Origin of the sequence: Sporosarcina sp. Marseille-Q4943 (assembly GCF_943736995.1) — a bacterium.
Taxonomy (GTDB): domain Bacteria; phylum Bacillota; class Bacilli; order Bacillales_A; family Planococcaceae; genus Sporosarcina.
The window spans coordinates 672613-696937 of the sequence record NZ_CALSFT010000002.1 but is presented as its reverse complement, the minus strand read 5'-3'; the positions used below and the strand labels follow the sequence as shown (position 1 = coordinate 696937).

Here is a 24325-nt window from a genome sequence, read left to right as displayed (position 1 = left end):
GTCGGGGCTTAACGGCGCCTTCCGCTTTTCTAGAGCCCGAATGGATTTACTGGACGGCTGCCGAAGTACGACATGATGCTTTTCGTTTCCGTGTACAGATCAAGCGATTCGGCTGACAGCTCACGGCCAAATCCGGATTGTTTATAGCCACCAAATGGCGTGCCTGGGAATGCCGAGAACGGTGTATTGATCATAACGATTCCCGCTTGAATTTGGTTTGCAACACGTTTTGTAGTTGCAGTATTTGTTGACCAAATAGAAGAAGCTAGGCCGAAATCCGTATCATTCGCTAAGGCGATTGCCTCTTTTTCGTCTTTAAACTTCGAAACGACGACAACAGGACCAAAGATTTCTTCACGAACAACTTTCATGTCTTGTGTTACGTTTCCGATTATTGTCGGGGCATACCAAAATCCGTTTTCGAAGCCTTCTGGTTTCAATTCCTTACCACCCGTGAGGACTTCAGCACCTTCATCGATTGCAGACTGAACATACATTTTCACTGTGTCCAACTGGTTTTGATCGATAACCGCACCTACGTGTGTTCCTTTATCAAATGGATTCCCAAGTACAAGTTTTTCTGTTTTTGCAATTAACTTCTCAACGAACTCGTCGTACACATTTTCATGAATATAGATACGTGAACGTGCATCACAAGATTGACCCGTGTTATTGAATGCACCGTAGAGTGAACCATCGACAGCTGCATCAATATCTGCATCCTCAAACACAAGGCTTGGGGATTTCCCGCCTAGCTCAAGTGTTACGCGTTTGACTGTTCCTGCTGCTCTTGCCATAATGTCTTTTCCAATTGGTGTAGAACCTGTAAACGCAACTTTATTCACTAGTTCATGTTCCACCAAGTAGTTACCAATCTCGGAACCAGATCCAGGTACAATGTTAACAACACCCGCTGGTACGCCTGCTTCATGACAAATTTCTCCCAGAACAATAGCTGTAAGCGGTGTTAGTGAAGCGGGCTTAATAACGACCGAGCATCCTGCAGCAATAGCCGGCGCAATCTTCCAAGCAGCCATCATAAGTGGATAGTTCCACGGAATGATTTGCGCGCACACACCAAGTGGTTCTTTTTCTGTGTAGTTATGGAATTGTCCAGGTACGTTGTTTACCGATCCACCGTGTCCAACGATAGCGCCCGCATAAAACTCAAAGTCTTCAATTGCCTGTGCAATCTGCCCTTTCGCAGCTGCAAGTGATTTTCCGGTATTTAGAATTTCTAGCTCCACAAGCTCATTAAAGCGTGAGCCCATAATTTCCGCTATTTTGTTTAATACGCGTGCACGACGTCCTGCAGGAGTTATTTTCCACTTCCCGTTATCAAACGAATCCCTCGCAGCACGAACAGCTTTTTCAGCGTCTTCTTTCGTCGCTTTTGCTACTTCAGCAAGTAGTTCACCAGTCGCCGGATTATAAATCTTTGTGCGCTCCCCACTGCTGCTATCGACTTGTTCACCGTTAATGAATAGTTTGTAGTAGTCACGTTTCATCGATTCTCGCTCTGTTGTTCCTTCTTGAATTGTTGTCATTGGAATACTCCTCCTATTGTCCTGAGTAGACAGGTTGTCTTTTTTGCATAAATGCGTTAACGCCTTCACGATGATCCTTTGTTAGACCCGCTATCCGCTGTCCTTGGGCTTCTTGTTCAAGATAGTCTTCAAAAGAGAGTGTGGATGTTGCCTTCAAGGAACGTTTGATCAACCCAATTGCTTTCGTTGGCAAAGCTGCAAGTCGTGCTGCGAATGCGGTAACATCTTCTTCCCATGTATCTACTGGAATCAATCGGTTCGCAAGGCCCATTTCCACTGCCTCAGCAGCTGGCACTTTCTCTCCTAACATGGCTAGTTCCGTTGCTTTGGCATGCCCTACAAGTTTTGTCAGGTAATAGAGATTACCGGAGTCCGGAATAAGACCGACATGTACGAAAGCGTTTACAAAACTGGCGCGTTCGGAAATAAGTCTGAAGTCACACGCAAGTGCTAGGCTAAAACCAGCTCCTGCAGCAACTCCATTTACAGCTGCAATAATCGGTTTTTCACAATCTCTAAGTTGCTTAATCATCGGACCGTAATGGTCTCGTAACACTTGACCATGATCCATGTTCTCATCGACCTCTGATAAATCCTGTCCGGAACAAAATGCCCTTCCTTCGCCTGTTATGACAATGCACCGAACTTCATCATCAGTGGAAGCGGATTTGACTGCATCTTTCACTTCTCGGTTCATCTGTGCGATAAAAGCATTCAATTTGTCGGGGCGATGTAAATAAAGCCATGCAATTCCTTCTTTAACTTCATAGCGGATCGTCTCAAACATTGAACAACCTCCTTACTTCCCCTGATAATCGGGTTTCCTTTTTTCCACGAAAGCGTTCATGCCTTCTTTTTGATCCTGCGAAGCGAATAGTAAATAAAAATTCTTCCGTTCATATTGCATTCCTTCATACAATGGATAATCCACTGCTTTATTTACCGAATCCTTGATGAGGCGCAACGATAGTGGAGGTTGTTTTGCGAGCCGATTAGCGAACTTCAGCGTTTCCTCCATTAGTAGTTCAGGTGCAACGATTTTGTTTATGACTCCATGTTTAAGGGCCGTTTCAGCAGAAATCCGCTCCCCGGTCCATAGCCATTCAATCGCTTTCGTACGGCCTGCAAGTTTCGTCAACCGCTGGGTACCTCCTGCACCTGGCATGACGCCCAGACCTACTTCCGGAAATGAAAACTCTGTTCCGCTAGCTGCGATTAATAGGTCACAACATAGAGCAAGCTCGAACCCTCCGCCAAAAACAAACCCTTTTACAGCACCGATTATTGGTTTTTTAATAAGAGCTAAACGGTCCCAATCCGCAAATTGATTCAATAGTTCAAGGCTGATCGGGTCGTCACTTGCCATTTCATCAATATCAGCTCCCGCTGAAAAAGCACGGCCATGGCCAGTAAGCACGATGACGCGAACAGTTTCATCACGATCATATTCTTCCATTGCTGCAACGATTTCACTGACCATTTTTCGATTCAATGAGTTTAACTGACGAGGGCGATTCAGATATATGACCGCTACGCCGTTTCCCTCAGTGGAAGTTTCGATAAATTCGAAACCGGTCATTATGCATCCTCACCAATCATTAATGTAACAAGATTCCCTGCAAACCCCATCAAGTCCTTGCCCGACGCTTTTCCTTCAGGTGATCGTAATCCCTGCTGCAAGTCTTCCAAACTGTCATAATACATCTCACACATGAGATAGTATTTGCCCTCTCCTCCCATTGGAGATCCTGTGAATTTTGTCACTTTCATTTCACGAAGTCCTGGAATTTTCGCTGTAATCGGCGCATGAACGTTGAAGTAATGATTATCAAATTCCTCTTTGTTTTCAGGGTGTTTGTACAGTGCGATTAATTTAGCCATTTACAATTCTCCTCACTTTACATTAGTGTTGAAACAGGTTTCATTGCCTCAAATACATTTTTACAGCTCTTACAATACAAAATGCTTCTGCACGCAGTCGGGCCGAAAATGTTTTCCATTGTCACATATGTGGATCCACAATAGGCACAATCTACATGCCACGAGCCGTCTTCTTCAAAATGTCGGGGGGGTGGAGCTATTCCAAACGCCCGCAGATTGACATGCCCTGCTTCTGTAATACGATCTGACGTCCACGGCGGATGAAAGACGAATTCGACTTCGACTTCTTCCACTTCTGGTAGTTTTTTAATGGCATCGATCGTATTCTTTTTAATAATCTCTAATGCCGGGCATCCTAAGAAAGTCGGAAGTAGAACAACTTTTACGTTATTCCCCGAGGTGGTGACTTCTTCAACCATACCAAGGTCAATAATGCTCACCGAATCAATTTCTGGGTCTTTCACGCCCATAAGTACTTCAAATACTCGCTCAGTGGAAACTTTTTCAGTTGTAGCCATACCCATTCACCTCTTTTCTTTTCAAGTCACCAGGAAGCCACCGGATCTAACTTGTAAACTTCTGAAAGTGTCTGCAATGCTTCGTCCAAATCTACTGTATGTTCGCCATTCCTTCCGTTATTCGTAGGATTTTCCGGAATCGTCAATACATCCATTTGCAGAGCAGCAAACACTGGTTTGATGCTAGCTATCCAGTTTTCTTTCAATTTTTCCTCACTGTCTATCAGTTTATATTTTTCAATTGCTTGTTTTTGATTTCCATAGGAGAATACATCTCCAAAGTCATTCATAACGAGAGTAATTGCTTCATTCATTTTCTGTTTTGCGACATCGGTAGAACTCAATAATTGTTTAAACCAAGTTTCCCAATGCAGCCTGTGATAATAAATCTCCATTTTCACTTTCACTGCGACTTCAGCAACTGGTCTATACGAGCTTTGGACTAACGAATCGACTTTAACTTTTTTTGCTTGCGTGTAAAAATAACTTCTAACAACTTGATATGCCCAGTCATAGTTTGGTGTTTCCATATAATAGCCTTCCCCGTTTACTCGCTCTGTTAAAACGCTGTTTCTTCTCTCATTTGCCGGTCGCGTATGGGCCAGATCATCAGCCTTCCCCACCCCTAAATCTTCAAGAAGTTTGTAGTACATAGCTGCATGCCCCATACTGTCTTGGCTAATTGAAGAAGAAGCGACATCTTCCTCAATGTGAGGAGCGAGTCCGAGCCACTCAGATCCCCGATAAGCATACAAGAAATCATCATCCGCTAATTGGAATAACAAGCTTATGATTGCTTCTTTGTGTTCCGCGGTCAGTACATTTTCGATTTCGCTCATTTCCGTTTACCTCCCCATGACAAGATTTCTTTTTCATCCAAGATTTCCTGTTCATAGTGACGCCACTTTTTCTTTAAGTATCCGTAGCCTTTCGTTGTACGATAATCTTTATTGTCAAGTCTACCAAGCGTCAATTTCTCTTCTGCATCCATCTTTCTAATGTGCTTTCGATTCACAATCCAAATATCAGCAACCGGTTCGCGGCGCATGAAATTTTCCTGTGCCAAAACGAGAGCCATTTCTTCGTTTGGAGCCAGTAAGCTGAATTGGTGCTGGAAAGCCGAGCTCGGCGTCCGTTTGCTAAAAACTTCATATTCTTGATAAAACGTTTTCACTTCGGCCATTTTTCTGACTCCTTTCTTTAATTTACTGTCGCACTAAGTGCATCACGCACCCATGCATTATTTTCATATGAAGAGCGGCGTAAGTTCAGGCGTGCTTGTGAACGAGGTCCTTTATTTTTAATAATTCTCTTAAACTCTTCCCAATCTGGTTGTTTGTACGACCATAATCCACTTTCTTTATCGTAGCGGAACGTCGGATCCGGAATCGTTAATCCTAGCGATAAAATACGTGGAATGTATTTGTCAAAAAACATTTGTCTGAAATCTTCATTTGTTTTCGTACGGATTTTATATTTAATCGTTAAGTCTTGCTTCGATGAACCCGTTGTCTCTTTGCTTGCCGGACCAAAAAACATTAGTAATGCTTCCCACCAGCGATCAAGAGCTTCTTGAATCATTGCCTTTTGTTCGTCTGTGCCTTCCGCCAACGCCATGATGATTGCCTCTCCATGTTGTGCATGAAATACTTCTTCGGCACAGATGCGCTGCAACGCCCTTGCATAAGGTCCATACGAAGCCCCAAGCATATCTGTCTGTGTAATAATAGCTGCTCCATCAACAAGCCAGCCTATGAGTCCAGCATCCGCCCATGTTTTCGTTTCCATATGGAACACGTTATGAAATTTCAGATCTCCATTGAATAAATCCTGCATTAAATCCCCACGATTTTTTCCATATGGCGCTAGTAAGTCCTCCGCAACTCGAAGCAGCAGCTGACCATGACCCATTTCGTCCTGCACTTTTGCCATAATGCCAAGTTTTCGATGAAGAGACGGGGCTTTCGGTACCCACTCTTTCTCGGGAAGTGCTCCCATGATCTCGCTGATCCCGTGCATGGAAATCAGTTTAATCAATGTTAGTCTGTATTCTTCAGGCATCCAATCATCCGCTTCAATCTTCTCCCCTGCCTCAATACGTTTCATAAAGTGTGCTAACTGTTCCTCTTCAGCCGTATTTTGTAAAATCGACATTTTAAATCCTCCTTTGTTGAAGGTATGTAACCTCTCCGCTCTTTATAACAACATTCTTACGGAAGACAAGTATATTGTTATATATAAAGTCAGTATAATGCATTGGTTCTTGAAAAGCAAATGTATTCTGACAAGTTCAACTTCTATTTCCGCAAGTCAAATTTTGAATTTCTAAGTACGCTAACATCCAATTATGAATATAAATCCTCAAGAACAATAGGGTGTTGCGAAACTTTAATTGAATCAGTAGGGCAGCCTTCTACTGCATCTTCTAGGTCATCGTAAAGATCTTCATCCACCTCACAACTTCCTTGATTATTATCTAAATGCACAAATGCAAATCCTTCATCGTTATAATCAAAAATGTCAGGTGCACTCGCCCCACACGCTCCGCAGGCAATACATGTTTCCTGATCAACAATCGTGTATTTAGCCATACCATTCATCCCCTCCTTTTACTTTTAGCAACACACCTATCATTCATTGACCGACTTTCACTTTCTTGTTTTCTGCTTGTTCCATAAGCGTTGTACTGTGAGCCGCTTGCACTTTCGCTGTTGGATCGATGTAAACCTTCGCATTACTGACTGCTGTTGGAGCCTCTCCAAAACCGCTTGCGATCAACTTGACTTTCCCTTCATATGTGCAAATATCACCGGCAGCATATATCCCTTCTATATTCGTCTCCATTTTCGAGTTGACGACAATACTATTTTTCATTATTTGAAGGCCCCACTCGCTAATTGGACCAAGAGAAGAAGAAAATCCGTAGTTGACGATAACATCATCAACATCAACCACTTCTTTTTGATCGCCCTTCACTTTTTCAAGAATGATCTGTTCTATGGTGTTCTCACCAATAAATTCAATTGGCACAAACGGTGTCTTGATTTCAACAGATGAGTTCATTAAGTTGTCTACACTCGCCTCATGAGCACGGAATTTATCCCGTCTATGTACAAGTGTCACTTTTTCAGCGATTGGTTCAAGCATCAATGACCAATCAACAGCCGAATCACCTCCACCGAATATTTTTACATTTTTACCTGCAAACTGATTTACATCCTTTATGAAGTAATGCAAGTTCTTCCCTTCGTATTTCTCCGCTGATTCGAAGTTAAGTTTTTTCGGCTGAAATGCGCCATTACCTGCAGTAATAATAATGGTCCTTGAAAAATGAGTTGCGCAATTTGTTGTCAGTTTAAAAATTCCATCCTCTTGTTTCTCTACTTGCTGAACGTCCTGTTCAAGAGTGATTGTCGGCTCGAATTGAGACATTTGATTGATCAAATTATCGATGAGTTCCTGACCGCTAATTTTCGGAAACCCAGCAATATCATAAATATACTTTTCAGGATACAAAGCAGTGAGCTGACCACCAAGTTGTGGCAGGCTTTCAATAATGTTCACAGACATTTTTCTCATACCGGCGTAAAATGCAGTAAATAATCCAACAGGGCCTCCGCCGATAATTGTCACATCAAAGACTTTTTGATCGTTACTCATTAACTACACTCCTTTTTTCCGTTTGACTGATTTCACTTGCCAGTGTATCGGCATCTACCCCAGGTGTGTGTCAGACTTAAAGTATAACTATTTTTAAACGACACAAAGATTATTTGTTATAAACAGTACCTTAATACAACATCGATTTCTTGTCAACAGTAATATCTGAAAACTCCCGTTATTGCGGTTTTTCAGCTTTATTTCCAGGGCATTCAGCTCTCTGATTAGATGTAATATTATTACCGCTATTCATATGTCTTATTTTGGTCCGCCGTTTAAATTATGTTTTATTATATTCAACTAGTAGAGTGAAAGGTACGCTGAAGGCTTTGTTTAGTCTTAAACAACTCAATTAAAAGTCACAAGACTAAAAATACCCCCTGCATCAATTTTGTTAACTGATTCAGGGGGTGTTTCAACTCCTTCTACGATTTGCAGTTATACACCGATCGGGCTATTCTCCCGTTTATCGACAACTCGGATAGCCTTACCTTCCGAACGAGGAATCGTTTTTGGCGGGTTCACAATAACATCGACAGATATGAGACAAGTAGATTTCATCTGGCGTTTTATCTTACCTTTTAACTGGGCAATTGCTTCGTGGTTCAAGTCTTCACAAACTTCATTATAAAGGGCCTTTTCACACTCAACATGCAGCTCTATAGCATCCATTGCGCCTTTTCGAATTAAATGGATTTGATACACTGGCGTGAGCCCTTTGATTTGGAGAAGTTCTCTTTCCATTTCCGAAGGAAAAACATTTACACCTCGTATGATAATCATGTCGTCCGTTCGGCCTTTTACACGCGACATCCTCGTCGTAGTTCTTCCACATTTACATTTCTCATGAGTGATAGAAGCAAGATCTCCCGTACGATAGCGGATAATTGGAAGCGCTTCCTTTTGAAGGCTAGTAAAAACAAGTTCCCCAATTTCTCCATCGGCAACGGGCTGAAGCGTATCTACATCGATTACTTCTACATAAAAATGATCTTCTGCTATATGAAGACCGTCCTGTTCTGGACACTCAATTGCTACGCCGGGTCCCATAATTTCACTTAAGCCATAAATATCAACCGCTTTAATATTCAGTCTCTTCTCGAGCGTACTACGCATTTCTTCCGACCAGGCTTCCGCTCCGAAAATACCATATTCCAGGTTGGTCTCGTGTGGATCAATCCCCATTTCCTCCATCTTTTCAATGATGCTTAAAATGTAAGAAGGCGTCCCACAAATCCCCCTAGGCTTCAGATCTTTGATCAATGTAATTTGCCGTTCTGTATTTCCTCCGGAAATCGGAACCGTTGCAACGCCCAGTTCTTCTGCACCTTGGTGAAGCCCTAAACCACCTGTAAATAATCCATAACCGTATGCGTTTTGAAATACATCTGTTTTCCTTCCTCCCGCTGTCACAATTGCTCTTGCAACAATACTTCCCCAATTCTTCAGATCATTTTTAGTGTAACCAACAATTGTCGGTTTGCCACTTGTCCCAGATGAACCATGAATTCGAATTATATTTTCAATCGGCTCAGCGAATAATCCATACGGATATGTATCTCGAAAATCTTTCTTGATTGTAAATGGCAGTTTCACAATATCATCCATGGTTTGGATATCTTCAGGCCTAATACCAAGCTCATCAAACTTTTTCTTATAAAAATCAACATTCTCATATACCCTTTTTACTGTTCCCTTAAGATAGGTTAACTGCCACTCTTCCATTTGAGTCCGTGATGCTGTTTCAACCTCTGGATTGTACATAAATTTTCCTCCTTTTCGTATAGTGGTATCATAACAACGCTCCAATATTACAAATAATAAACGGAGTAACATTTATTTGTAATGCATTTACAGATTAATATAAGAGTCAAACGAAGTCAATAGAAATGTCGGAACATTCATAACTAAACACCTTTTCTTTTTTTATCGGTTCTGCAAAAAACCTATGTCTCGAATCGAGAAACATCAGTTGTTCCTAAGAGTCTCTTAGTAAAAAAGAGCATCTATGATTATTCACAGGTGCTCCTTTTCCTTTATTTATTTCAAACGTTATTACTCCACTTTGTTTTCGTTACTTTGGACAAACGGCATATGAAAATGAAGCGATCTATCGATTGCGATAAATTTAATTTCATTGACGAAAAAACACCGATGGAAAACAAAATTTATTTGTTCCATCGGTGTCGTTTATTTACCTAAATAATTCTCCCGCCACTCCGCTAACTCTTTTTCCATAATCTCATTTTCGAGCGTTTCATCCCATTGGCTCGTCATCGTATTCCATACACGCACATAAAGCCGATCTTCTGAAGTTTGATGTAGACGGAACTCCATGCAGGGGATGGACTTTCCTTCCAGTTCATTGACGGATGTAATGGCATGGACGACGAGCTGGACATCGCCTTCCTGATACGTAACATCCAACTGATCGAGCGCTCCCCGCCATTCGTCGTCGCTAATTTCCTTCAGCTTTCGGATGTTCGCTGCATGCCGATACAATTCCTCAGTGCCTTCCATCGGCTCACCGACAAGGAATGTTCCATGCGTTGGACTAAAATGGGTGGTTGCCTCGGCCTTCTCTGGCGGCTGGACGTAGATGCCCGATTCAAGCTGCTGCCTGCCCGTTTCCGTCAATGAATAGGCGCCGCCGCTCTTTTTAATCATGCCCGCCCGATCCATCCGCTCCATGATGTCTTCGATGAATAACGGTTCCACGACGAGCATGTCACTCAACTCTTCAGCAGAAGAGAATCGCGAAGTACGAAAAGCGACTAAGAGCATCTTCATCAAGATGTCCATCTTCGTTCGCTTGACGGTTTCATATTCAATGTCGAACAGCTGAATGGGCAATGACCATTTCGCCGTTTCGAGCAATTTCACGTTCACGTCCCGCAATAATTCATCGCGGAGCCGCTTTTCCAATTCGTCCATTCATCCATTCCTTTCCGATGCTGCGAGGGCAAGTTCCTTGAAACCGCCTTGCAGTTTCACCTGTTCGACAAGCCTTTCGTACATCGCCTTCGTCTCCGCTCTCCTCGGTCGTTTCGTAAACATGTCCGAGCTGCCGACGATGATGAGCAATTCCCTCGCCCGCGACAATGCGACGTTCAAGCGGCGATAATCTTCGGCAAAGCCGATTGTACCGCTCGGCTGATGGTGGTTCCGCACGAAGCTCAAAATGATGATGTCCATTTCCATCCCTTGGAATTTATCGACAGAGCCTGTCCGGCAATGCAAATGCTTCGGCATGATCTCCTGTTCGATCAGCCGGTCGATGCGCTTCACTTGTTCCCCGTAGAAGCTGATGACGCCGACGCTTTTCTTCTCGCCCGGCTGCAGCCTGCCTTCTCGCTTCGCAAGCGCAGTCGCTTCTTCGATATCCAATAATAATTCACGGACCTGATCCAGCTCCGCTTCATTGTAAAGACTCGTGCCGCCTTTCACTTGCGCTTCGAAAAACGAAGGCTCATTCGGCATGTCGAACCATAGAAGATGATCATTCCGCTTTATGTACTTCGACGTCAGCAAATGATCGCGAGCCGCATCCGAATCGGGCAGGCCGCACTGCAGACGGTACTGGCCATCCACATAAAATGGCGCAATCGTCTCCATGATCTCCTCATGCATCCGGTATTGGATGCCGAGCATCGTCTTGTTCTGTTTCGGCAACGTTCTAAACAGCCGCTCAAACAGCGATTCCTTCAGCATGCCGCGAAGTTCATCCTTTTCCGCTTCGTCCTTGATCTCCTCGATGAATTCTTCCATCGTTTCCCGTCCGACAAGTGGCGGCAGCTGATGATGATCTCCGACGAGGACGATCTTCTTCCCTTTCAGCATAGGCAACAACAGTTCAGGCGGCGTTGCTTTCGATACTTCATCGATGATGACGACGTCGAATTCCGGATAATCCTCCATAAAATCACGTCTCGCGGAAGCGACACAAGTCGTCCCGATGACATTCGCATGCTTCACGTACAGCTTGCGGATCTCATCCAAGTCAAACTCCCCCGCTCCTGCAAGCATTTCGCTCCACTCATCCTGCAACAGACGCGCGACAGGCATCCGGTCCAGCTCCTGTTGCAATTCGGAGGCTTTTGCAGATGTCTCATCAATTTCTTCAGTCAATTCCTTTTTCCGCTTTTCGGGTTCGGAACGGATGATTTCCTGAAGGGCGAGAATCCGCTCCTCGAGTTGTTTCATTCGGTCTTCCGACTCCGCTTTCTCCTTTTGCACTGTTTCTATGTCTTCCTGTAAAGCCGTAAGCTGTTCGGATATTTGGCTCGTTTCCATCGCATTCTCTTCGACAGTCCGTTCCATCTGCTGGAAGTAACCCTTCCTCTCCTCAAAGTCGGCAAGTGCCTTTTCAAGCTCCTCGATCTTGTTCTCGACGTCCGGCCGATAGACATGCTCGTCGACATGTACAGCGAGCTCAGAACTTTCTTCCTTCAAACGAAGAAGCTGTTCCTCTTGTTCTCCGATCGCCCGTTCAGCGGCAAGCACCTCTGCTTCAACTTCCCGAATATGGGCAGTCATCTCATCCATGATCTCTTTTTTCAAAGCTGTGAATCGGCCCGCCGCCTCCCGGTCGGATGCCCCCTTGATCGTCGCGGAAATTTCCCTCACGTCTTCCGCTTTGCCGTATAAATAGGCGAGATTTTCGGCAAGCCGATGCAACAGTGCGGCCTTTTCAGCATTTGCCGGTGCTGCCAATATCCGTTTCGTCTCCGGTTTCACGAAGAATCGGCCTATTTTATCAAGCATGTCATGCATCTCTTCAGCCGTTTTGTATTTATCGTCTGGCTTGCTGCGAACTTGCTCAATCGGATAATGATACTTCCGTAGCAGATTTTCCGCATGATTGATGCCATTCGTAAGCCGCTCCGCCACTTCCTTCCATTCGAGAAGCGCATACGGGTAGGTCCCGTTTTGAATGTCCACGCGCAATCGTCGAAGCGTATTCATTTCAAGGCTCGTCGGAAGCGACGGCTCAATACCGTGCGATCGAAACAACCCTTCCAGCTCCTGCAGCTTCCGAACGTCCGATAATTCTTCGATGAATCGCGGCATCGGACCGGTCTTCAATCTGTTCGCTCCAGCTTCTTCCGTCAATCTCCGGATTTCCATTTCCGCGTAGTCGATTGCCTCGACCGTTTGGAAATAACGGAGCTTTTTGCGATTCGCCTCCAATTCGAGCTCCGCTTCAGCCATCTTTTCATGCATTTCCGAACGGATGGAAGCCGCTTCCTTTTCCTGTTGCAATTTGTCCTTCTCAATCGTCAGCTTCACAAGCGTCACGTTAAGTTCTTCCAATTGCACGGTTACCGCATCCAGTTTCGCATCAAGCTCCGACTGCAAGTTTTTCATGGAGTCTAACTGCACATGTAGGTCTTTGCTTTCCGTCTCGGCGGCTTGTTTCTCGGCAATCCGCCGCTCCATCTCTTTCCGTTCCGCCTGAAGACGCTTCGTTTCTTCTTCGAGATTTTCGATTTCCTGAGCAATCTGCCGCTCCCGTTCCGCACGCTTCTCCCGTTGTTCATTGACCGCAGCCAACGTTTCGTCCCGCCAGTAGGAAGCGACATTTTCCTCGATGAACCGCTTTCCTTCCTCTTCGATGCTCTCCGTCCGCCCATAGCGCAAAATACGGATGCCCGGGTCGGAAAGCAGCCTGCCGAGCGCATTGTCCACCGCCAAATTCGATTGCGAAGCGACGAGCGTCCGCTGTCCCGCCTTCATAAGCTGGTGGCATAGCTCAGAGATAACCGTCGTTTTCCCTGTCCCCGGAGGACCTTGGATCACATATAGATCATGTGCTGACATCGCGCCGGTGACCGCTTCACGTTGGAACTCATTCAACGGATGATGGAAATCGAGCTCTAGACGCTTATTCGTAATTTGTACGACGGGCCGTTCCTCGAACAGCACCTTCTCCAAATTGGCATTTGCCGCAAATCCGTCTTGCAGATCTTTGAACCCTTTTCGAAGCCGGCGGATCTGGCTCAATTCCGCGAAATTGCTGAAGACGATTTCACGAACGCCATTCGGCAATAAAGAACCGCGCCTTGCAATCGCTTGGTATTTCCGGCTCAACTCGATCTTCACGGACCTTCTTCCGCGATTTACATTGACGACCGTTCCAAGAACGTCGCTTGCGCCTTTCAGGTTGGCGCTGAACCCGGTGATGGCGTTCCAGTCTTTCGCTTCCAATCCGCTGCAAATGATCGTCAATTGACTGAACGATTCGTTGACGATAGGTTGTGAAAAATGGGCGGTCACATCCGCGACATCCGCATTTTTCTCCTCAATGCGCAAATATCCTTCCCAGCTCTTGATCCGTTTTTCCACGTATTCCGAACGCTCTTGCGCAATCGGAAGCTCTCGAAGGCTCGTATATAGCTGGATTGGCATCGGACTGCCGGTACGCCGGTTGACCGCGAATGCCAAGCGGACGCCAATTCGGCGATTCGTCCGGACAGGCTCTTTCCGCCCTTTCACTCTGAAGCTCGTCGCAAGGAAGCCTTCGTTTTTGTAGACGCATTCCATGACGGCGACACGGTCATTCAAGTGATTGGCGAGCTGCGGATTTTCTTCTGGGTCGAAGTAGAAGGAGAATGCCATGTTGTCTTGTTTTGCGGGAAGTTTTTCGATGTAGACGGTGAAATTTGCTTGCATGGACAAGAGCTCGTTTTCATCGATCGCCCAGTTGCCGATTTCCTTGCGCGCCCGCTGTGTCATATCGAGCCGGCAACTCATCACTTCGCTTGTTTTCAACATGACATCCTCCTTTCCAGATATACGTCCAAAATAAAACCATACGTTCTATCATACAACAAAATGGGGTGTGGATTCATTAAAAATCCGGAAGAAGAATTTGTTGCAATCGTTTCCCATTTCAAAGATTCGGGTATTGCTTATAGAGATTGTAACCGTTTTCGAATAGATAGAAGGAGTGAATGAATGTGACCCAAAAAACGTTCGTCGGGTTATACGATACAGAGGAAGCATTGCTTGCCGCTGTCGAGGAGTTGGATGAAAAAGGGATCGCCCCCGAGAACATGTATGTCATTGCGCGGAATGAAGAGGATGTCGATCTGCTACGGCGCAGGACGGCCGAGGAGATCCAGTCGGCACCTTCGAATTGGCTGGACCGTTTTATCGGTTATATTTCCGGGGAGAATCATGTACGCAGCATGCTTGTGGAAGTCGGTTTTGACGAGGCGGACTTGAGGAGGTATGAGACGGATATCAAGCAAGGAAAGTGGCTGCTTTATGTCGATGGCGAACCGAAAAAGACAGCATATGAGCTGAATGCGGAGCGGCATAAGGTGGAAACGAACCCGTTTGACAGGCCGGTTTCGGAAGCCGAACGTTTGAATCGCCAGGATGAAGAGTCGCCCGTCGGCATCGGGGAGGATGGATTGCCGAAAAACGATTACCGGGATAGTATTGCAACGGACGCCTATGAGGGCGGCAGTATAGTCTCGCGCGAAGACTTGCTGTTCGGCAGGGCGGGTGCAGAAGTTCTATTCGACAGCTCAGAATATGAGCCGAACCCGCCGAACCTTTCCCCTCCTTCCCAAATACGCGGCACGCCGTCCGGGGAACGCGGCCCTTTGCATCGGGCGTCCCGGCGGAATGTAGATTGGGGCGGTGTTGATCAAGAGAGCCAAGACGTCATCCCCGATCCACAAAATTTCACGGAAAGTCAAATGGATCGACAAGATGCGCTGGCGCAGGCACGAGATTTTGCTGATCTGTTAGAAGGTCGCAATTCGAAAATGGACATCCATTCAGAAGATGTCGTCAAGCCAGTAAAGCCGATTGTCATCGATTTGCGGAATGTCGAAGTGGAAGACGATGCCGAATCTTGGCTGCTGCCGAAGGATCGGAATCGGGATAAATGATGGATGCGACCATGCACCTTTCGGGTGTGTGGTCTTTTTGTGGTGAGCCCATTGTCATGTGCTCATAAATTCGGAGAAGTGATCATAAGCTAGTATTTCCTTTTTTATTCTCTCGTCCTCTATAAACTTTTCTGCTATAATACTAGAGTATTTTAGTAAAGGATTATTCCAAACTAAATTATAAAAAAATAATATATGACTTATTGGAGACTACGTGTTTCCAAGTCGTGGAGGAATTGTATTGAAAGTTTCGTTAAAAGTAATGGTTGGATTGTTGTTCGTTGGTTTGCTCTCACTTGCAGGATGTACCGATATTTCCAATGACATAGAGCTAAATGAAAAAGGGACGACTGAGCAGGTTGAAACAGACAAGAAGGAAACCTCTGAAGAGAAAGCACCAGAGGAAGACACTTCAACTGTCGAAAAAGAAGAAGTGGAAATAGAAAAAGTCGTTAAGGAAGAAAAAAAATCGGAAGAAGCGAAAACTAGCCCGGCTATCGTCGCTCCATCAAGCGAAGAAAAGCCTGCTTCCACTGCAAAACCTGCACCAGTGAAAAAGACCGAGACGTCCGGTACGACGGCGCAAGTTCCCGTTAAATTGGTGAAGACGATCGATGGAGATACAATCAAAGTATTGTATAACGGTCAAGAGATCAACGTCCGCTATTTATTGATCGATACGCCAGAAACGAATCACCCCCGCCTCGGCAAGCAGCCGTTCGGCGATAAGTCGAAGGAGCGCAACCGGCAACTGGTCAATAGCGGTGCCCTCACGCTCGAATTCGATATCGGGGAGCGCTACGATAAATACGACCGATTGCTCGCCTACGTCTATGTTGACGGGAAAAGTGTACAAAAGACATTGCTTGCGGAAGGTCTAGCACGCGTTGCATACGTATATCCGCCAAACACACGTCATTTGACACCTTTTGAGGAAGCTCAAGCATCAGCGAAGAAGAAAGGGCTCGGTATCTGGTCGATTGAAAATTACACGACAGATTCCGGATTTAACAGCAATGCAGTACCTACGCCAAGTGCCGGCAGTTCAGCTGCGAAGCCGAAAGCACCAAGTGTTACTGCAACCAAGCCGGCAACAACGCCTAGCACGAGCGTGTCCAGCGGCCAGGAATGGTTCCAAAACTGCACGGAGCTCCGTAAGAAATATCCGAACGGCGTTCCTCAAGGCCATGCCGCCTACCAGGCAAAAATGGACCGTGACAAAGACGGTTATGCGTGTGAAAGATAATAAATGATAAAAAAGCCGATTGTTCCCGAGGGATTCAATCGGCTTTTCCTATATCTCATGTAATGGATTCATTAAACAACATATGCATGAATTTTTCCCTTCCATCCATATTAAATTCATACTCCAGAATGGGGAAGGGTTATAATATGAGAATTTTAGCTAGTATAATCGGTGTCATTTTAATTGCCGTAATCATTTATTTTTGGGGGTTTACTACACAAACGAAAGAACTTGAACCGCTCGTTTCCCATTCAGGGAAAAAACCCGTAGTCCTGTTACTAGTCGATTCGTTAATGGACAAACCGTTAATGTACACTCTTCAAACCAATGATGTACCCGCATTGAAATTTTTAATCGAAAATGGCTATTATGAGCCTGAAGTTATTGCTTCCTATCCTACAATGTCGGTTACCATCGACAGCACCATCCTAACGGGGACATATGCCGACCAGCACCAATTACCAGGCCTCGTTTGGTTTGATCAAAAGGAGGGACGGCTCGTCAATTACGGAAGTGGAAAAGAAGAGGTTTACACCCAAGGCGTCAAACAAGTCATACAAGACGGCTTGGTGAATTTAAACGAAAAGCATTTGAATAAAGAGGTTCAAACGATTTACGAAGCTTTATTTGAAACAAAACTCTCTTCCGCTTCTATTAATGGACTTGTCTACCGAGGTGATTCTGTTCATCGACTACAATTGCCGAAGGCCGGAACTGCATTCGGAATTATTCAAAAAGATATTAAAGTAAAGGGACCTAATCTATTGTCTTTAGGAAGTCTTAGTCAATATGATCCCCAGAATTCGAAGCACCATCATGCTTGGCAAAAATTCGGGTTTAATGACCAATTCTCCAACAATGAATTAATATATTTGATCAATAACAATTCACTGCCTTCTTTTACACTTGCCTATTTTCCCGACCTCGACAAAAAGGTTCATAAAAAAGGCCACTCTGAAACGGAAGGAATCATTGAACTGGATAAGAGGCTGCAACAGATATTAAATTCCTTCTCTACCTGGGAAGAAGCAATCACTAAAGTGACTTGGATCATTTATGGAGACAGTGGACAAGCAACAATTAAAAAAAATAGGAAAAATGCAGTTGTCGATCTTACTTCCCTAGTAAGCAATTATCAAATTTGCCGTCTTGGCAAGCCGGTCAAAGCGGATGATCAAATTTGCATAGCAGTCAACGAACGCATGGCGTATATTTATTTGCTGGATGAAGAGATAAGCTATGAAGAGGTTGCTTCACAGTTAAGGAAAGACCCAAGAGTCGGCTTTGTTTCGTGGAAAGACAAAGGGATGAACTTTGTCGTAAACGCGAAATCGAATGAGCAATTTCTGTTTTATCCTAATGGAAACAGTAAAGATCCTTATGATCAACAATGGACAGTCGACGGCGATCTTTCAATTTTGGACCTATCATTGGGTCAGCGCCAAAATATAATTTATAACACCTATCCGGATGCTCTCGCCAGGCTGAATGGCGCGCTTCATTCTCATAAGGGCAAGTTCTTGATCGTTGACGCTAAACCAGGATATGAATTCAAAGGGGAACGTACTCCTCTTCATTTGGGAGGGGCCGGTCACGGTTCGTTACATTATGACGATTCAATTTCCCCAATGATTGTCGCTGGTGAGGATTCACTTCCGAAATTTAAGCGAGCAAAGGACTTTAAGGGTTGGATTTTAGAAATGACTAAATGAAGCTGAACTGGAGATATATCTATATTAAAAAACTGTAGACAAAGTGAAACGATACTTTGTCTACAGTCTGAGTGAGAACATTACCCGGCTATTGCGTGAGGTAAATGAACGTTGTGAATGGTAATTTCAGGGCGGCTGCCAATCCTAATATTCACTCCGGTTTGTCCAAGCCCCTCACTTATATAAAATTGTTTCTCTTTGTAGCTGTGCAAACCTTTTACCATATTCATTTTGACCAACTTGCCCATTTTCACAAGATGATACGGCTTCGGCCAATGAATTTGGCCACCATGAAAATGCCCTGAGAGCAAATAATCGAAATGATAGTTATGCATAGATAAAACAACATTCGGATCATGTGTCAGCACGAGATTATACCCTTCTTTCACACCATCATAGGATTCCATCAAATCACTTCGATTTGTACTGAAATCGTCAATCCCAATAATATTTAATGGAACTCCGCCTATGTCAATCAAGTCGTTTTCATTTTGCAACAGTTTTACATCATTTTGAACTAACATGTCCGTTAATTGCTTTAAGTCATTTTTCCGCAAAACATAATCGTGATTGCCAAGCACAGCGTAACTGCCGAAGGAAGGATTTAGTTTCTTAAAAACTTGCAAATACGGCAAGAGCTTCGGAATGGTACGCTTTCTATCAAGGAAATCGCCAGTCAAAGCGATTAAATCAATTGGCTGCGTTTTGACCTTTTCATACAGTTGCTCTGGGGATATTGATATATTTTCAAGATGCAAATCGGAAATATGCAAGATCCGAAGAGGTTTATTGTTCTTCACTTTCGAATCATACTTACACTTTATGTCGATCTGGTTCATGACAACGGAGCGTGTATTCTTGTTACCTATATATATGAAGTAGCTGAGCGCTAGAAATATTATTAGAGTAGCAATCATTTGTTTTCCTCCTCATGTTAATTATAAGGGGAAGGAGGTGTCGATTTTACATGTAATATATGGACGGAATGCCAAAGAGGACGAAGGGATGAAACAAAAAATATATCGCAAACTTTTCGTAAAGGAGGGGTATTTCCATGCCGAAGGTTTTATTTTTTCCATTCTTACAGATCCCTTCAGGCCATCATCACGTTGCTGATTGCCTAAAAGTTCAACTGGAACAAATGTCGGACAATTTTCTTTGTGAAAAAATCGAAATTTTATCTTATGGCTACGGCAAAGTAGAAAATTATATCTCCTCTTTCTATTTGCAATGGATTCATAAACTCCCCAAATTATATAGCACAATCTACCGATTTTCGGCATTTGATGGCGTGAGGTACAATAAACGATTTTATCTATATGAAGTGCTCTTTATAAATGTTTTCAAAAAATTGCTCAAAGAAAAAAATCCAGATGTGGTGGTTTGCACTCACGCCCTTCCTTCCTACATGCTTGCACGTCTAAAAAAATTAAACCTTTGGTCAGGACCAATCATAAATGTATATACCGATTATTTCATCAATAATTTATGGGGAATCGAAGAGGTTGATTATCACTTTGTTCCGAGTAAGAAAGTCAAAGACCAACTTGTCACGCAAGGCGTTAAGGCAGAGCACGTATTCATAACGGGAATTCCCGTTCATCCCCTATTCACATTCAAAAATGATCCAATTAAAGCACAGCCCATGCTTTCCGCGCTGCTCAGCGGTGGAAATATGGGTGCGGGATCTATTGTCCAACTTCTTAATCGTTTACATCCAGGCGGAAGGATAAGGTACACAGTTCTGTGCGGGAAAAACGAGAAGCTCTTTCAAGCAATTGAGGAATTGGACAATCCCCTTATACAGCCGCTTTCCTATATTTCATCAAAGCAAACGATGAATCGTTTATATGACGAAACCGATTTCATCATCACAAAACCGGGCGGGGTTACGGTCAGCGAATGCCTGAAGAAAAAAATCCCTATTTTTGTATATGATGTTCTACCTGGGCAAGAAGAGCAAAACTTGGCCTTTTTGAAAAACGAACGATTGGCTCATCATTTAGACGCCTGGAAGACGCAGGATAATATTGAACTAGAAATTTTGGCAGTGATGGGCAATAAAAAACAGGATATGATAGGCGCCATTCATCATTATTTAACAGAAATTGAGTTGGACGATCCTTCGGCATTCATTACAGACATTTTGATAAATAATTGAATAAGAAAAGACCAAACTAATGGACAGCAAGTCATTGAAATTAGTGAGGAGCTTGTACATGAAACGACAGATCATCAACATATGGAGCCTCATCGACCCCTTTTATTTGAAATGCACACGGCTGCAATGCCTTGAACAAATCATCGGGAAATACAACATTTTCCGCATTCGTTTGACGCGTTATAAAGGGCGCGAAGTCGTTCTATCAGACGGTACGGTTATTCAGAAAAATGATTTGCTCGTGAAAATTCACTTGCATAACGTCCGTGTATTGAAAGAAATGGATAGCATGGATGGAAAGTTGAAAATACTGTTTCTATACAAAGCGGCTTACTATTCCATGCCTGCACTTGCACTGTACGTACTGCAACATGAGCAAAGGGATCACATCAAAGGCATCATCGGAATTACAATGATTGAAAAAGGTTATGACCGTCTCGGGTTTGAATCCTTTACATTTTCGAGCAGTATGTATACATTGTTCAAACGGATTTCACTATACCCGATCCATTTACTAGCCAATTCCAAGTCCTCTTCGAAAAGAAAGAAGACACCTGTGCCTAGATATTTATTCATGTCAAAAGATTCCTTATCCAATAAATATGGTTCATTGCATAGAAATATTGCTTAAAACCGGAAGAAGCCCTTTCTTCCGGTTTCGGCATTAGCTCCCTTTCACTTCCGACGACACGCAAAGGATTTTCACGTCGCTATCCGTGTAGTTATACCAATAATGCGGACGGGTGGAGTCGAGCATGAACGATTCGGTCGGACCTAGTTCGTACAGCTCGTTTTCAAGGCGGACGGTGAGAGTCCCTTCAATGACGTAAAGAAATTCCTGCCCTTTGTGCGTAATGAGATTGCCTTCCGTCTGGCCCGGCTTCAATACGACGAAAAGCGGAGCGAAATCGCGGTTCGTTACCATCGTCCCTAAATCCTTATAATAAATATGATGGGCATCCATCCGCTGATCGATAATAAGGGATTGATCGCTTTCCGTATCCTCCTCCTCGAAAAAATAACTCGGGTTCACGCCAAACGCTATTGAAATCTTTTTCAACGATTCCAATGTGGCAGACGACTTTCCTCTCTCCAGTTGGGACAGGAAGCTGATGGAAAAGCCCGTTCGATCGGCAAGAGCTTTCAGCGTCATGCCACGCTCCGACCTGATTCTTCTAATCTTTACCCCTAAATGATTTGTGCTCACTTTTCATTCTCCTAAAAAAATTCATTGACAGAATATTAGTATATAACTATGATAAGCTTAATCCGATTGAAGTAATACTTCAATTATAAAGTTAAGCGCTTACATATTTTTTTGCTGTTAGTTTGAAGTAGTACTTCAATTGCACAAAAGGGGGAACAGTTTGTGGAGAAGAAGCAATTAAACAGGGTGCTGATTGCGAGCCTCGTCGGAAGCTCGATCGAGTGGTTCGACTACTTCCTGTACGGAACGGTCGCTGCGCTCGTATTCAACCAAGTCTTTTTTGTCAATGAAGACCCGACAGTCGGCCTTTTACTGGCGTATGCCTCATTCGCGCTCGCCTTTTTCATACGGCCGTTCGGCGGCATCATTTTCAGTCATATCGGCGACCGGATCGGAAGGAAGAAAACGCTCGTATTGACATTAAGCTTAATGGGGATTGCAACATTTGGAATGGGATTATTGCCGACCTACCAGGCAATCGGCATTTGGGCGCCGATCCTGTTGATTACCTTGAGGCTTGTTCAAGGATTGGGAATCGGAGGGGAATGGGGCGGAGCACTCTTGCTCGCAGTCGAATATGCGCCACCTGAAAAGCGTGGCCTATTCGGATCCGTCCCACAAATGGGGATTACAATTGGAATGATGCTCGGAACGTTCGCACTGTCAATTATGACGATGCTTCCCGAAGGTTCGTTCATGACATGGGGGTGGCGCGTGCCATTCATCTTAAGTGCATTGCTCGTCGTATTCGGATTGTGGATCCGTAAAGGGATCGACGAAACGCCGTCATTCAAAGAGGTGCAGGAACGTGGAGAGATTCCGAAAATCCCTCTTGTCACAACGTTCAAAACGCATTGGCGTGAAGTTCTCATCGCTATCGGAGCGAAAGTTGTGGAGACGGCGCCATTCTACATTTTCAGCACATTCGTTGTCTCTTATGCGACAAGCTATCTCGACTTTTCAAGGACAGCGACGTTAAATGCAGTCATGGCCGCTACATTCGTTACGACAATTTTGATTCCGATTATGGGGAATCTATCAGACAAAGTCGGACGCAAACCGCTTTATGTATGGGGGTCGATTGCGATGATCCTATTCGCATTCCCATACTTCTGGATGATCAAACAAGGATCTGTCGCAATGCTTGTCATCGCTACAATTATCGGACTCGGCATTATTTGGGCGCCGATTACCGCGGTGCTCGGAACGATGTTCTCTGAGATTTTCTCGGCGGAAGTCCGCTACACAGGCATTTCGCTCGGCTATCAGATCGGAGCGGCGGTTGCCGGTGGGACAGCACCACTTGTCGCTACTGCCCTGCTCGCTAAATTCAATAATTCATATGTACCGGTTGCGCTTTATATCATTTTCACCGCGGTCGTTTCCCTCCTCGCCATCTGGGCAGTGAAAGACCGAAAGAACGAAGCGCTCGATCAATAATGAAGGAGCGATTTCATGTTAATCATCAATGAAAGAGAAATTCAAACAACTTATGGGATGAAAGAGGCGATGCATGACGTCGAACAGATTTTGCGCGCAAAAGCGGAAGACAATATCGCCAATCCTCATCGTACCGTCATCGAGTTTCCGCAACATAGCGCGTCCGTGCTCTATATGCCGAGCGCTGATTTGGTGAATGAAATGGCTACCATCAAGACGGTGACAATCTTCCCGGACAATCCGGCTATAGGGAAACCGACAACACAAGGTGTCATTCTCGTAACGGATGCGAAGAACGGCGAACATCTAGCGATGATGAACGCCTCTTATTTGACAAGGCTACGGACGGGAGCGCTTAGCGGACTTGCAACCGACCGTCTTGCACGGAAAGATTCCACTGTACTGACCGTTATCGGAACCGGAGCTATGGCATTTGAACAAGTACTCGGCGTTTTGGCAGTCCGCCCGATCTCCAAAATGCTGCTCGTCAACCCGACGACAGCCAAGGCGGAGCGTTTCAAAGAGAAGTTGCTCGCTTTCGGCGTACATGAAAATATCCAGATTGAAATTACTGAAAATGTATCGGAAGCGGTTAGACAAGCGGATATCATCTGTTGCAGCACCCGTTCGAATACGCCGGTATTTGATGGAAATGATGTAAAGCCCGGCACTCATGTCAATGGTGTCGGTTCCTACTTGCCCCATATGCGTGAAATGGATTTCACCTTCATTCAAAGGTGCAGCAAAATCGTCACCGACGATGAAACGGGCGTCAAAGAGGAAGCCGGCGAACTGATCCACGCCAACGAGCAGCCCGATTGGTCGTTTGACGACTTACATGGCGAGCTGATGGACGTAATCGTTGGAACGGTCGCTGGCAGAACGGCTGAGAATGAAATTACATTCTTCAAATCCGTCGGCGCCGCCTACTTCGATCTTGCAGTTGCGCAAGGAGTTTACCGGAAAGCGTTGGAGGCGGGAATCGGGATTAAAGTGGAAGTGTAATTAAATATTCATTAAGCAAACAGGCGAGTAATCGTATTGTATTC

At 44.6% G+C, this 24325-nt stretch carries 22 protein-coding genes; 7 read left to right on the top strand and 15 right to left on the bottom strand.

Features of this window, described 5'->3' with window-relative positions:
- Positions 1-29: 29 nt before the first annotated feature.
- The 13 genes from NIT04_RS03425 to NIT04_RS03365 all read right to left on the bottom strand — a co-directional run bounded on the left by NIT04_RS03425 (position 30) and on the right by NIT04_RS03365 (position 14380).
- Positions 30-1547 (bottom strand): aldehyde dehydrogenase, encoded by a 1518-nt coding sequence (locus NIT04_RS03425; RefSeq protein WP_252502204.1) that lies wholly within the window; start codon positions 1545-1547, stop codon positions 30-32.
- 13 nt (positions 1548-1560) lie between these two features.
- Positions 1561-2334 (bottom strand): enoyl-CoA hydratase-related protein, encoded by a 774-nt coding sequence (locus tag NIT04_RS03420; RefSeq protein ID WP_252502203.1) that lies wholly within the window; start codon positions 2332-2334, stop codon positions 1561-1563.
- 12 nt (positions 2335-2346) lie between these two features.
- On the bottom strand, positions 2347-3126 hold the full coding sequence (locus tag NIT04_RS03415; protein ID WP_252502202.1) for an enoyl-CoA hydratase/isomerase family protein: 780 nt from the start codon (positions 3124-3126) through the stop codon (positions 2347-2349).
- A complete protein-coding gene (locus NIT04_RS03410) occupies positions 3126-3428 on the bottom strand; it encodes an EthD family reductase (RefSeq protein WP_252502201.1) in 303 nt (100 codons plus the stop codon). The genes NIT04_RS03415 and NIT04_RS03410 overlap by 1 nt, the downstream gene beginning before the upstream one ends.
- Positions 3429-3445: 17 nt before the next feature.
- The gene (paaD, locus tag NIT04_RS03405) at positions 3446-3946 is read right to left on the bottom strand and encodes a 1,2-phenylacetyl-CoA epoxidase subunit PaaD (RefSeq protein WP_252502200.1); all 501 of its coding nucleotides are present in this window, start codon (positions 3944-3946) and stop codon (positions 3446-3448) included.
- 26 nt (positions 3947-3972) lie between these two features.
- Positions 3973-4785 (bottom strand): 1,2-phenylacetyl-CoA epoxidase subunit PaaC, encoded by an 813-nt coding sequence (gene paaC / locus NIT04_RS03400; protein ID WP_252502199.1) that lies wholly within the window; start codon positions 4783-4785, stop codon positions 3973-3975.
- Positions 4782-5129 (bottom strand): 1,2-phenylacetyl-CoA epoxidase subunit PaaB, encoded by a 348-nt coding sequence (paaB, locus tag NIT04_RS03395; protein WP_252502198.1) that lies wholly within the window; start codon positions 5127-5129, stop codon positions 4782-4784. The genes paaC and paaB overlap by 4 nt, the downstream gene beginning before the upstream one ends.
- Positions 5130-5146: 17 nt before the next feature.
- Positions 5147-6100, bottom strand: a complete 954-nt coding sequence (gene paaA / locus NIT04_RS03390; protein WP_252502197.1) for a 1,2-phenylacetyl-CoA epoxidase subunit PaaA — start codon at positions 6098-6100, stop codon at positions 5147-5149.
- Positions 6101-6291: 191 nt separating this feature from the next.
- Positions 6292-6537: a ferredoxin gene (locus NIT04_RS03385; RefSeq protein WP_252502196.1), complete on the bottom strand. Its 246-nt coding sequence runs from the start codon at positions 6535-6537 to the stop codon at positions 6292-6294.
- Between the two features lie 43 nt (positions 6538-6580).
- Positions 6581-7606, bottom strand: a complete 1026-nt coding sequence (locus NIT04_RS03380) for an NAD(P)/FAD-dependent oxidoreductase (RefSeq protein ID WP_252502195.1) — start codon at positions 7604-7606, stop codon at positions 6581-6583.
- 438 nt (positions 7607-8044) lie between these two features.
- A complete protein-coding gene (locus NIT04_RS03375; protein ID WP_252502194.1) occupies positions 8045-9370 on the bottom strand; it encodes a phenylacetate--CoA ligase family protein in 1326 nt (441 codons plus the stop codon).
- Positions 9371-9796: 426 nt separating this feature from the next.
- Entirely contained in the window at positions 9797-10540 is a 744-nt protein-coding gene (locus NIT04_RS03370) for a hypothetical protein (RefSeq protein ID WP_252502193.1), read from the bottom strand.
- The gene (locus tag NIT04_RS03365; RefSeq protein WP_252502192.1) at positions 10541-14380 is read right to left on the bottom strand and encodes an AAA domain-containing protein; all 3840 of its coding nucleotides are present in this window, start codon (positions 14378-14380) and stop codon (positions 10541-10543) included.
- Between the two features lie 185 nt (positions 14381-14565).
- On the opposite strand from NIT04_RS03365, the gene NIT04_RS03360 reads away from it, so the two are divergent.
- The 3 genes from NIT04_RS03360 to NIT04_RS03345 all read left to right on the top strand — a co-directional run bounded on the left by NIT04_RS03360 (position 14566) and on the right by NIT04_RS03345 (position 18468).
- A complete protein-coding gene (locus NIT04_RS03360) occupies positions 14566-15510 on the top strand; it encodes a general stress protein (RefSeq protein ID WP_252502191.1) in 945 nt (314 codons plus the stop codon).
- Between the two features lie 241 nt (positions 15511-15751).
- On the top strand, positions 15752-16756 hold the full coding sequence (locus tag NIT04_RS19110) for a thermonuclease family protein (protein WP_305880086.1): 1005 nt from the start codon (positions 15752-15754) through the stop codon (positions 16754-16756).
- A gap of 146 nt (positions 16757-16902) precedes the next feature.
- A complete protein-coding gene (locus NIT04_RS03345) occupies positions 16903-18468 on the top strand; it encodes an alkaline phosphatase family protein (RefSeq protein ID WP_252502190.1) in 1566 nt (521 codons plus the stop codon).
- 80 nt (positions 18469-18548) lie between these two features.
- On the opposite strand, the gene NIT04_RS03340 is transcribed toward NIT04_RS03345, so the two are convergent.
- Entirely contained in the window at positions 18549-19382 is an 834-nt protein-coding gene (locus tag NIT04_RS03340; RefSeq protein ID WP_252503177.1) for a metallophosphoesterase, read from the bottom strand.
- Between the two features lie 140 nt (positions 19383-19522).
- On the opposite strand from NIT04_RS03340, the gene NIT04_RS03335 reads away from it, so the two are divergent.
- Both NIT04_RS03335 and NIT04_RS03330 read left to right on the top strand, forming a co-directional pair.
- Positions 19523-20629 carry a hypothetical protein gene (locus NIT04_RS03335; RefSeq protein ID WP_252502189.1) on the top strand — a complete coding sequence of 369 codons (1107 nt, stop codon included), beginning with the start codon at positions 19523-19525 and terminating at the stop codon, positions 20627-20629.
- 58 nt (positions 20630-20687) lie between these two features.
- Entirely contained in the window at positions 20688-21260 is a 573-nt protein-coding gene (locus NIT04_RS03330; RefSeq protein WP_252502188.1) for a hypothetical protein, read from the top strand.
- 33 nt (positions 21261-21293) lie between these two features.
- On the opposite strand, the gene NIT04_RS03325 is transcribed toward NIT04_RS03330, so the two are convergent.
- Positions 21294-21836 carry a helix-turn-helix domain-containing protein gene (locus NIT04_RS03325; protein WP_252502187.1) on the bottom strand — a complete coding sequence of 181 codons (543 nt, stop codon included), beginning with the start codon at positions 21834-21836 and terminating at the stop codon, positions 21294-21296.
- Between the two features lie 162 nt (positions 21837-21998).
- Between NIT04_RS03325 and NIT04_RS03320 the strand changes: the two genes are divergently transcribed.
- Entirely contained in the window at positions 21999-23276 is a 1278-nt protein-coding gene (locus tag NIT04_RS03320) for an MFS transporter (RefSeq protein WP_252502186.1), read from the top strand.
- 15 nt (positions 23277-23291) lie between these two features.
- A complete protein-coding gene (locus NIT04_RS03315) occupies positions 23292-24281 on the top strand; it encodes an ornithine cyclodeaminase family protein (RefSeq protein ID WP_252502185.1) in 990 nt (329 codons plus the stop codon).
- Positions 24282-24325: the final 44 nt, after the last annotated feature.

Bases quoted from the DNA above. Each gene is read 5' to 3' on its own strand.
- NIT04_RS03410 (WP_252502201.1), bottom strand. From the start codon at position 3,428: ATGGCTAAATTAATCGCACTGTACAAACACCCTGAAAACAAAGAGGAA.
- NIT04_RS03330 (WP_252502188.1), top strand. From the start codon at position 20,688: ATGAAACGACAGATCATCAACATATGGAGCCTCATCGACCCCTTTTAT.
- paaD (WP_252502200.1), bottom strand. From the start codon at position 3,946: ATGGCTACAACTGAAAAAGTTTCCACTGAGCGAGTATTTGAAGTACTT.
- paaC (WP_252502199.1), bottom strand. From the start codon at position 4,785: ATGAGCGAAATCGAAAATGTACTGACCGCGGAACACAAAGAAGCAATC.
- NIT04_RS03415 (WP_252502202.1), bottom strand. From the start codon at position 3,126: ATGACCGGTTTCGAATTTATCGAAACTTCCACTGAGGGAAACGGCGTA.
- NIT04_RS03375 (WP_252502194.1), bottom strand. From the start codon at position 9,370: ATGTACAATCCAGAGGTTGAAACAGCATCACGGACTCAAATGGAAGAG.
- NIT04_RS03425 (WP_252502204.1), bottom strand. From the start codon at position 1,547: ATGACAACAATTCAAGAAGGAACAACAGAGCGAGAATCGATGAAACGT.
- NIT04_RS03420 (WP_252502203.1), bottom strand. From the start codon at position 2,334: ATGTTTGAGACGATCCGCTATGAAGTTAAAGAAGGAATTGCATGGCTT.
- NIT04_RS03370 (WP_252502193.1), bottom strand. From the start codon at position 10,540: ATGGACGAATTGGAAAAGCGGCTCCGCGATGAATTATTGCGGGACGTG.
- NIT04_RS03365 (WP_252502192.1), bottom strand. From the start codon at position 14,380: ATGTTGAAAACAAGCGAAGTGATGAGTTGCCGGCTCGATATGACACAG.
- NIT04_RS03335 (WP_252502189.1), top strand. From the start codon at position 19,523: ATGCCGAAGGTTTTATTTTTTCCATTCTTACAGATCCCTTCAGGCCAT.
- NIT04_RS03385 (WP_252502196.1), bottom strand. From the start codon at position 6,537: ATGGCTAAATACACGATTGTTGATCAGGAAACATGTATTGCCTGCGGA.
- paaA (WP_252502197.1), bottom strand. From the start codon at position 6,100: ATGTCGATTTTACAAAATACGGCTGAAGAGGAACAGTTAGCACACTTT.
- NIT04_RS03345 (WP_252502190.1), top strand. From the start codon at position 16,903: ATGAGAATTTTAGCTAGTATAATCGGTGTCATTTTAATTGCCGTAATC.
- NIT04_RS03380 (WP_252502195.1), bottom strand. From the start codon at position 7,606: ATGAGTAACGATCAAAAAGTCTTTGATGTGACAATTATCGGCGGAGGC.
- paaB (WP_252502198.1), bottom strand. From the start codon at position 5,129: ATGGCCGAAGTGAAAACGTTTTATCAAGAATATGAAGTTTTTAGCAAA.
- NIT04_RS03315 (WP_252502185.1), top strand. From the start codon at position 23,292: ATGTTAATCATCAATGAAAGAGAAATTCAAACAACTTATGGGATGAAA.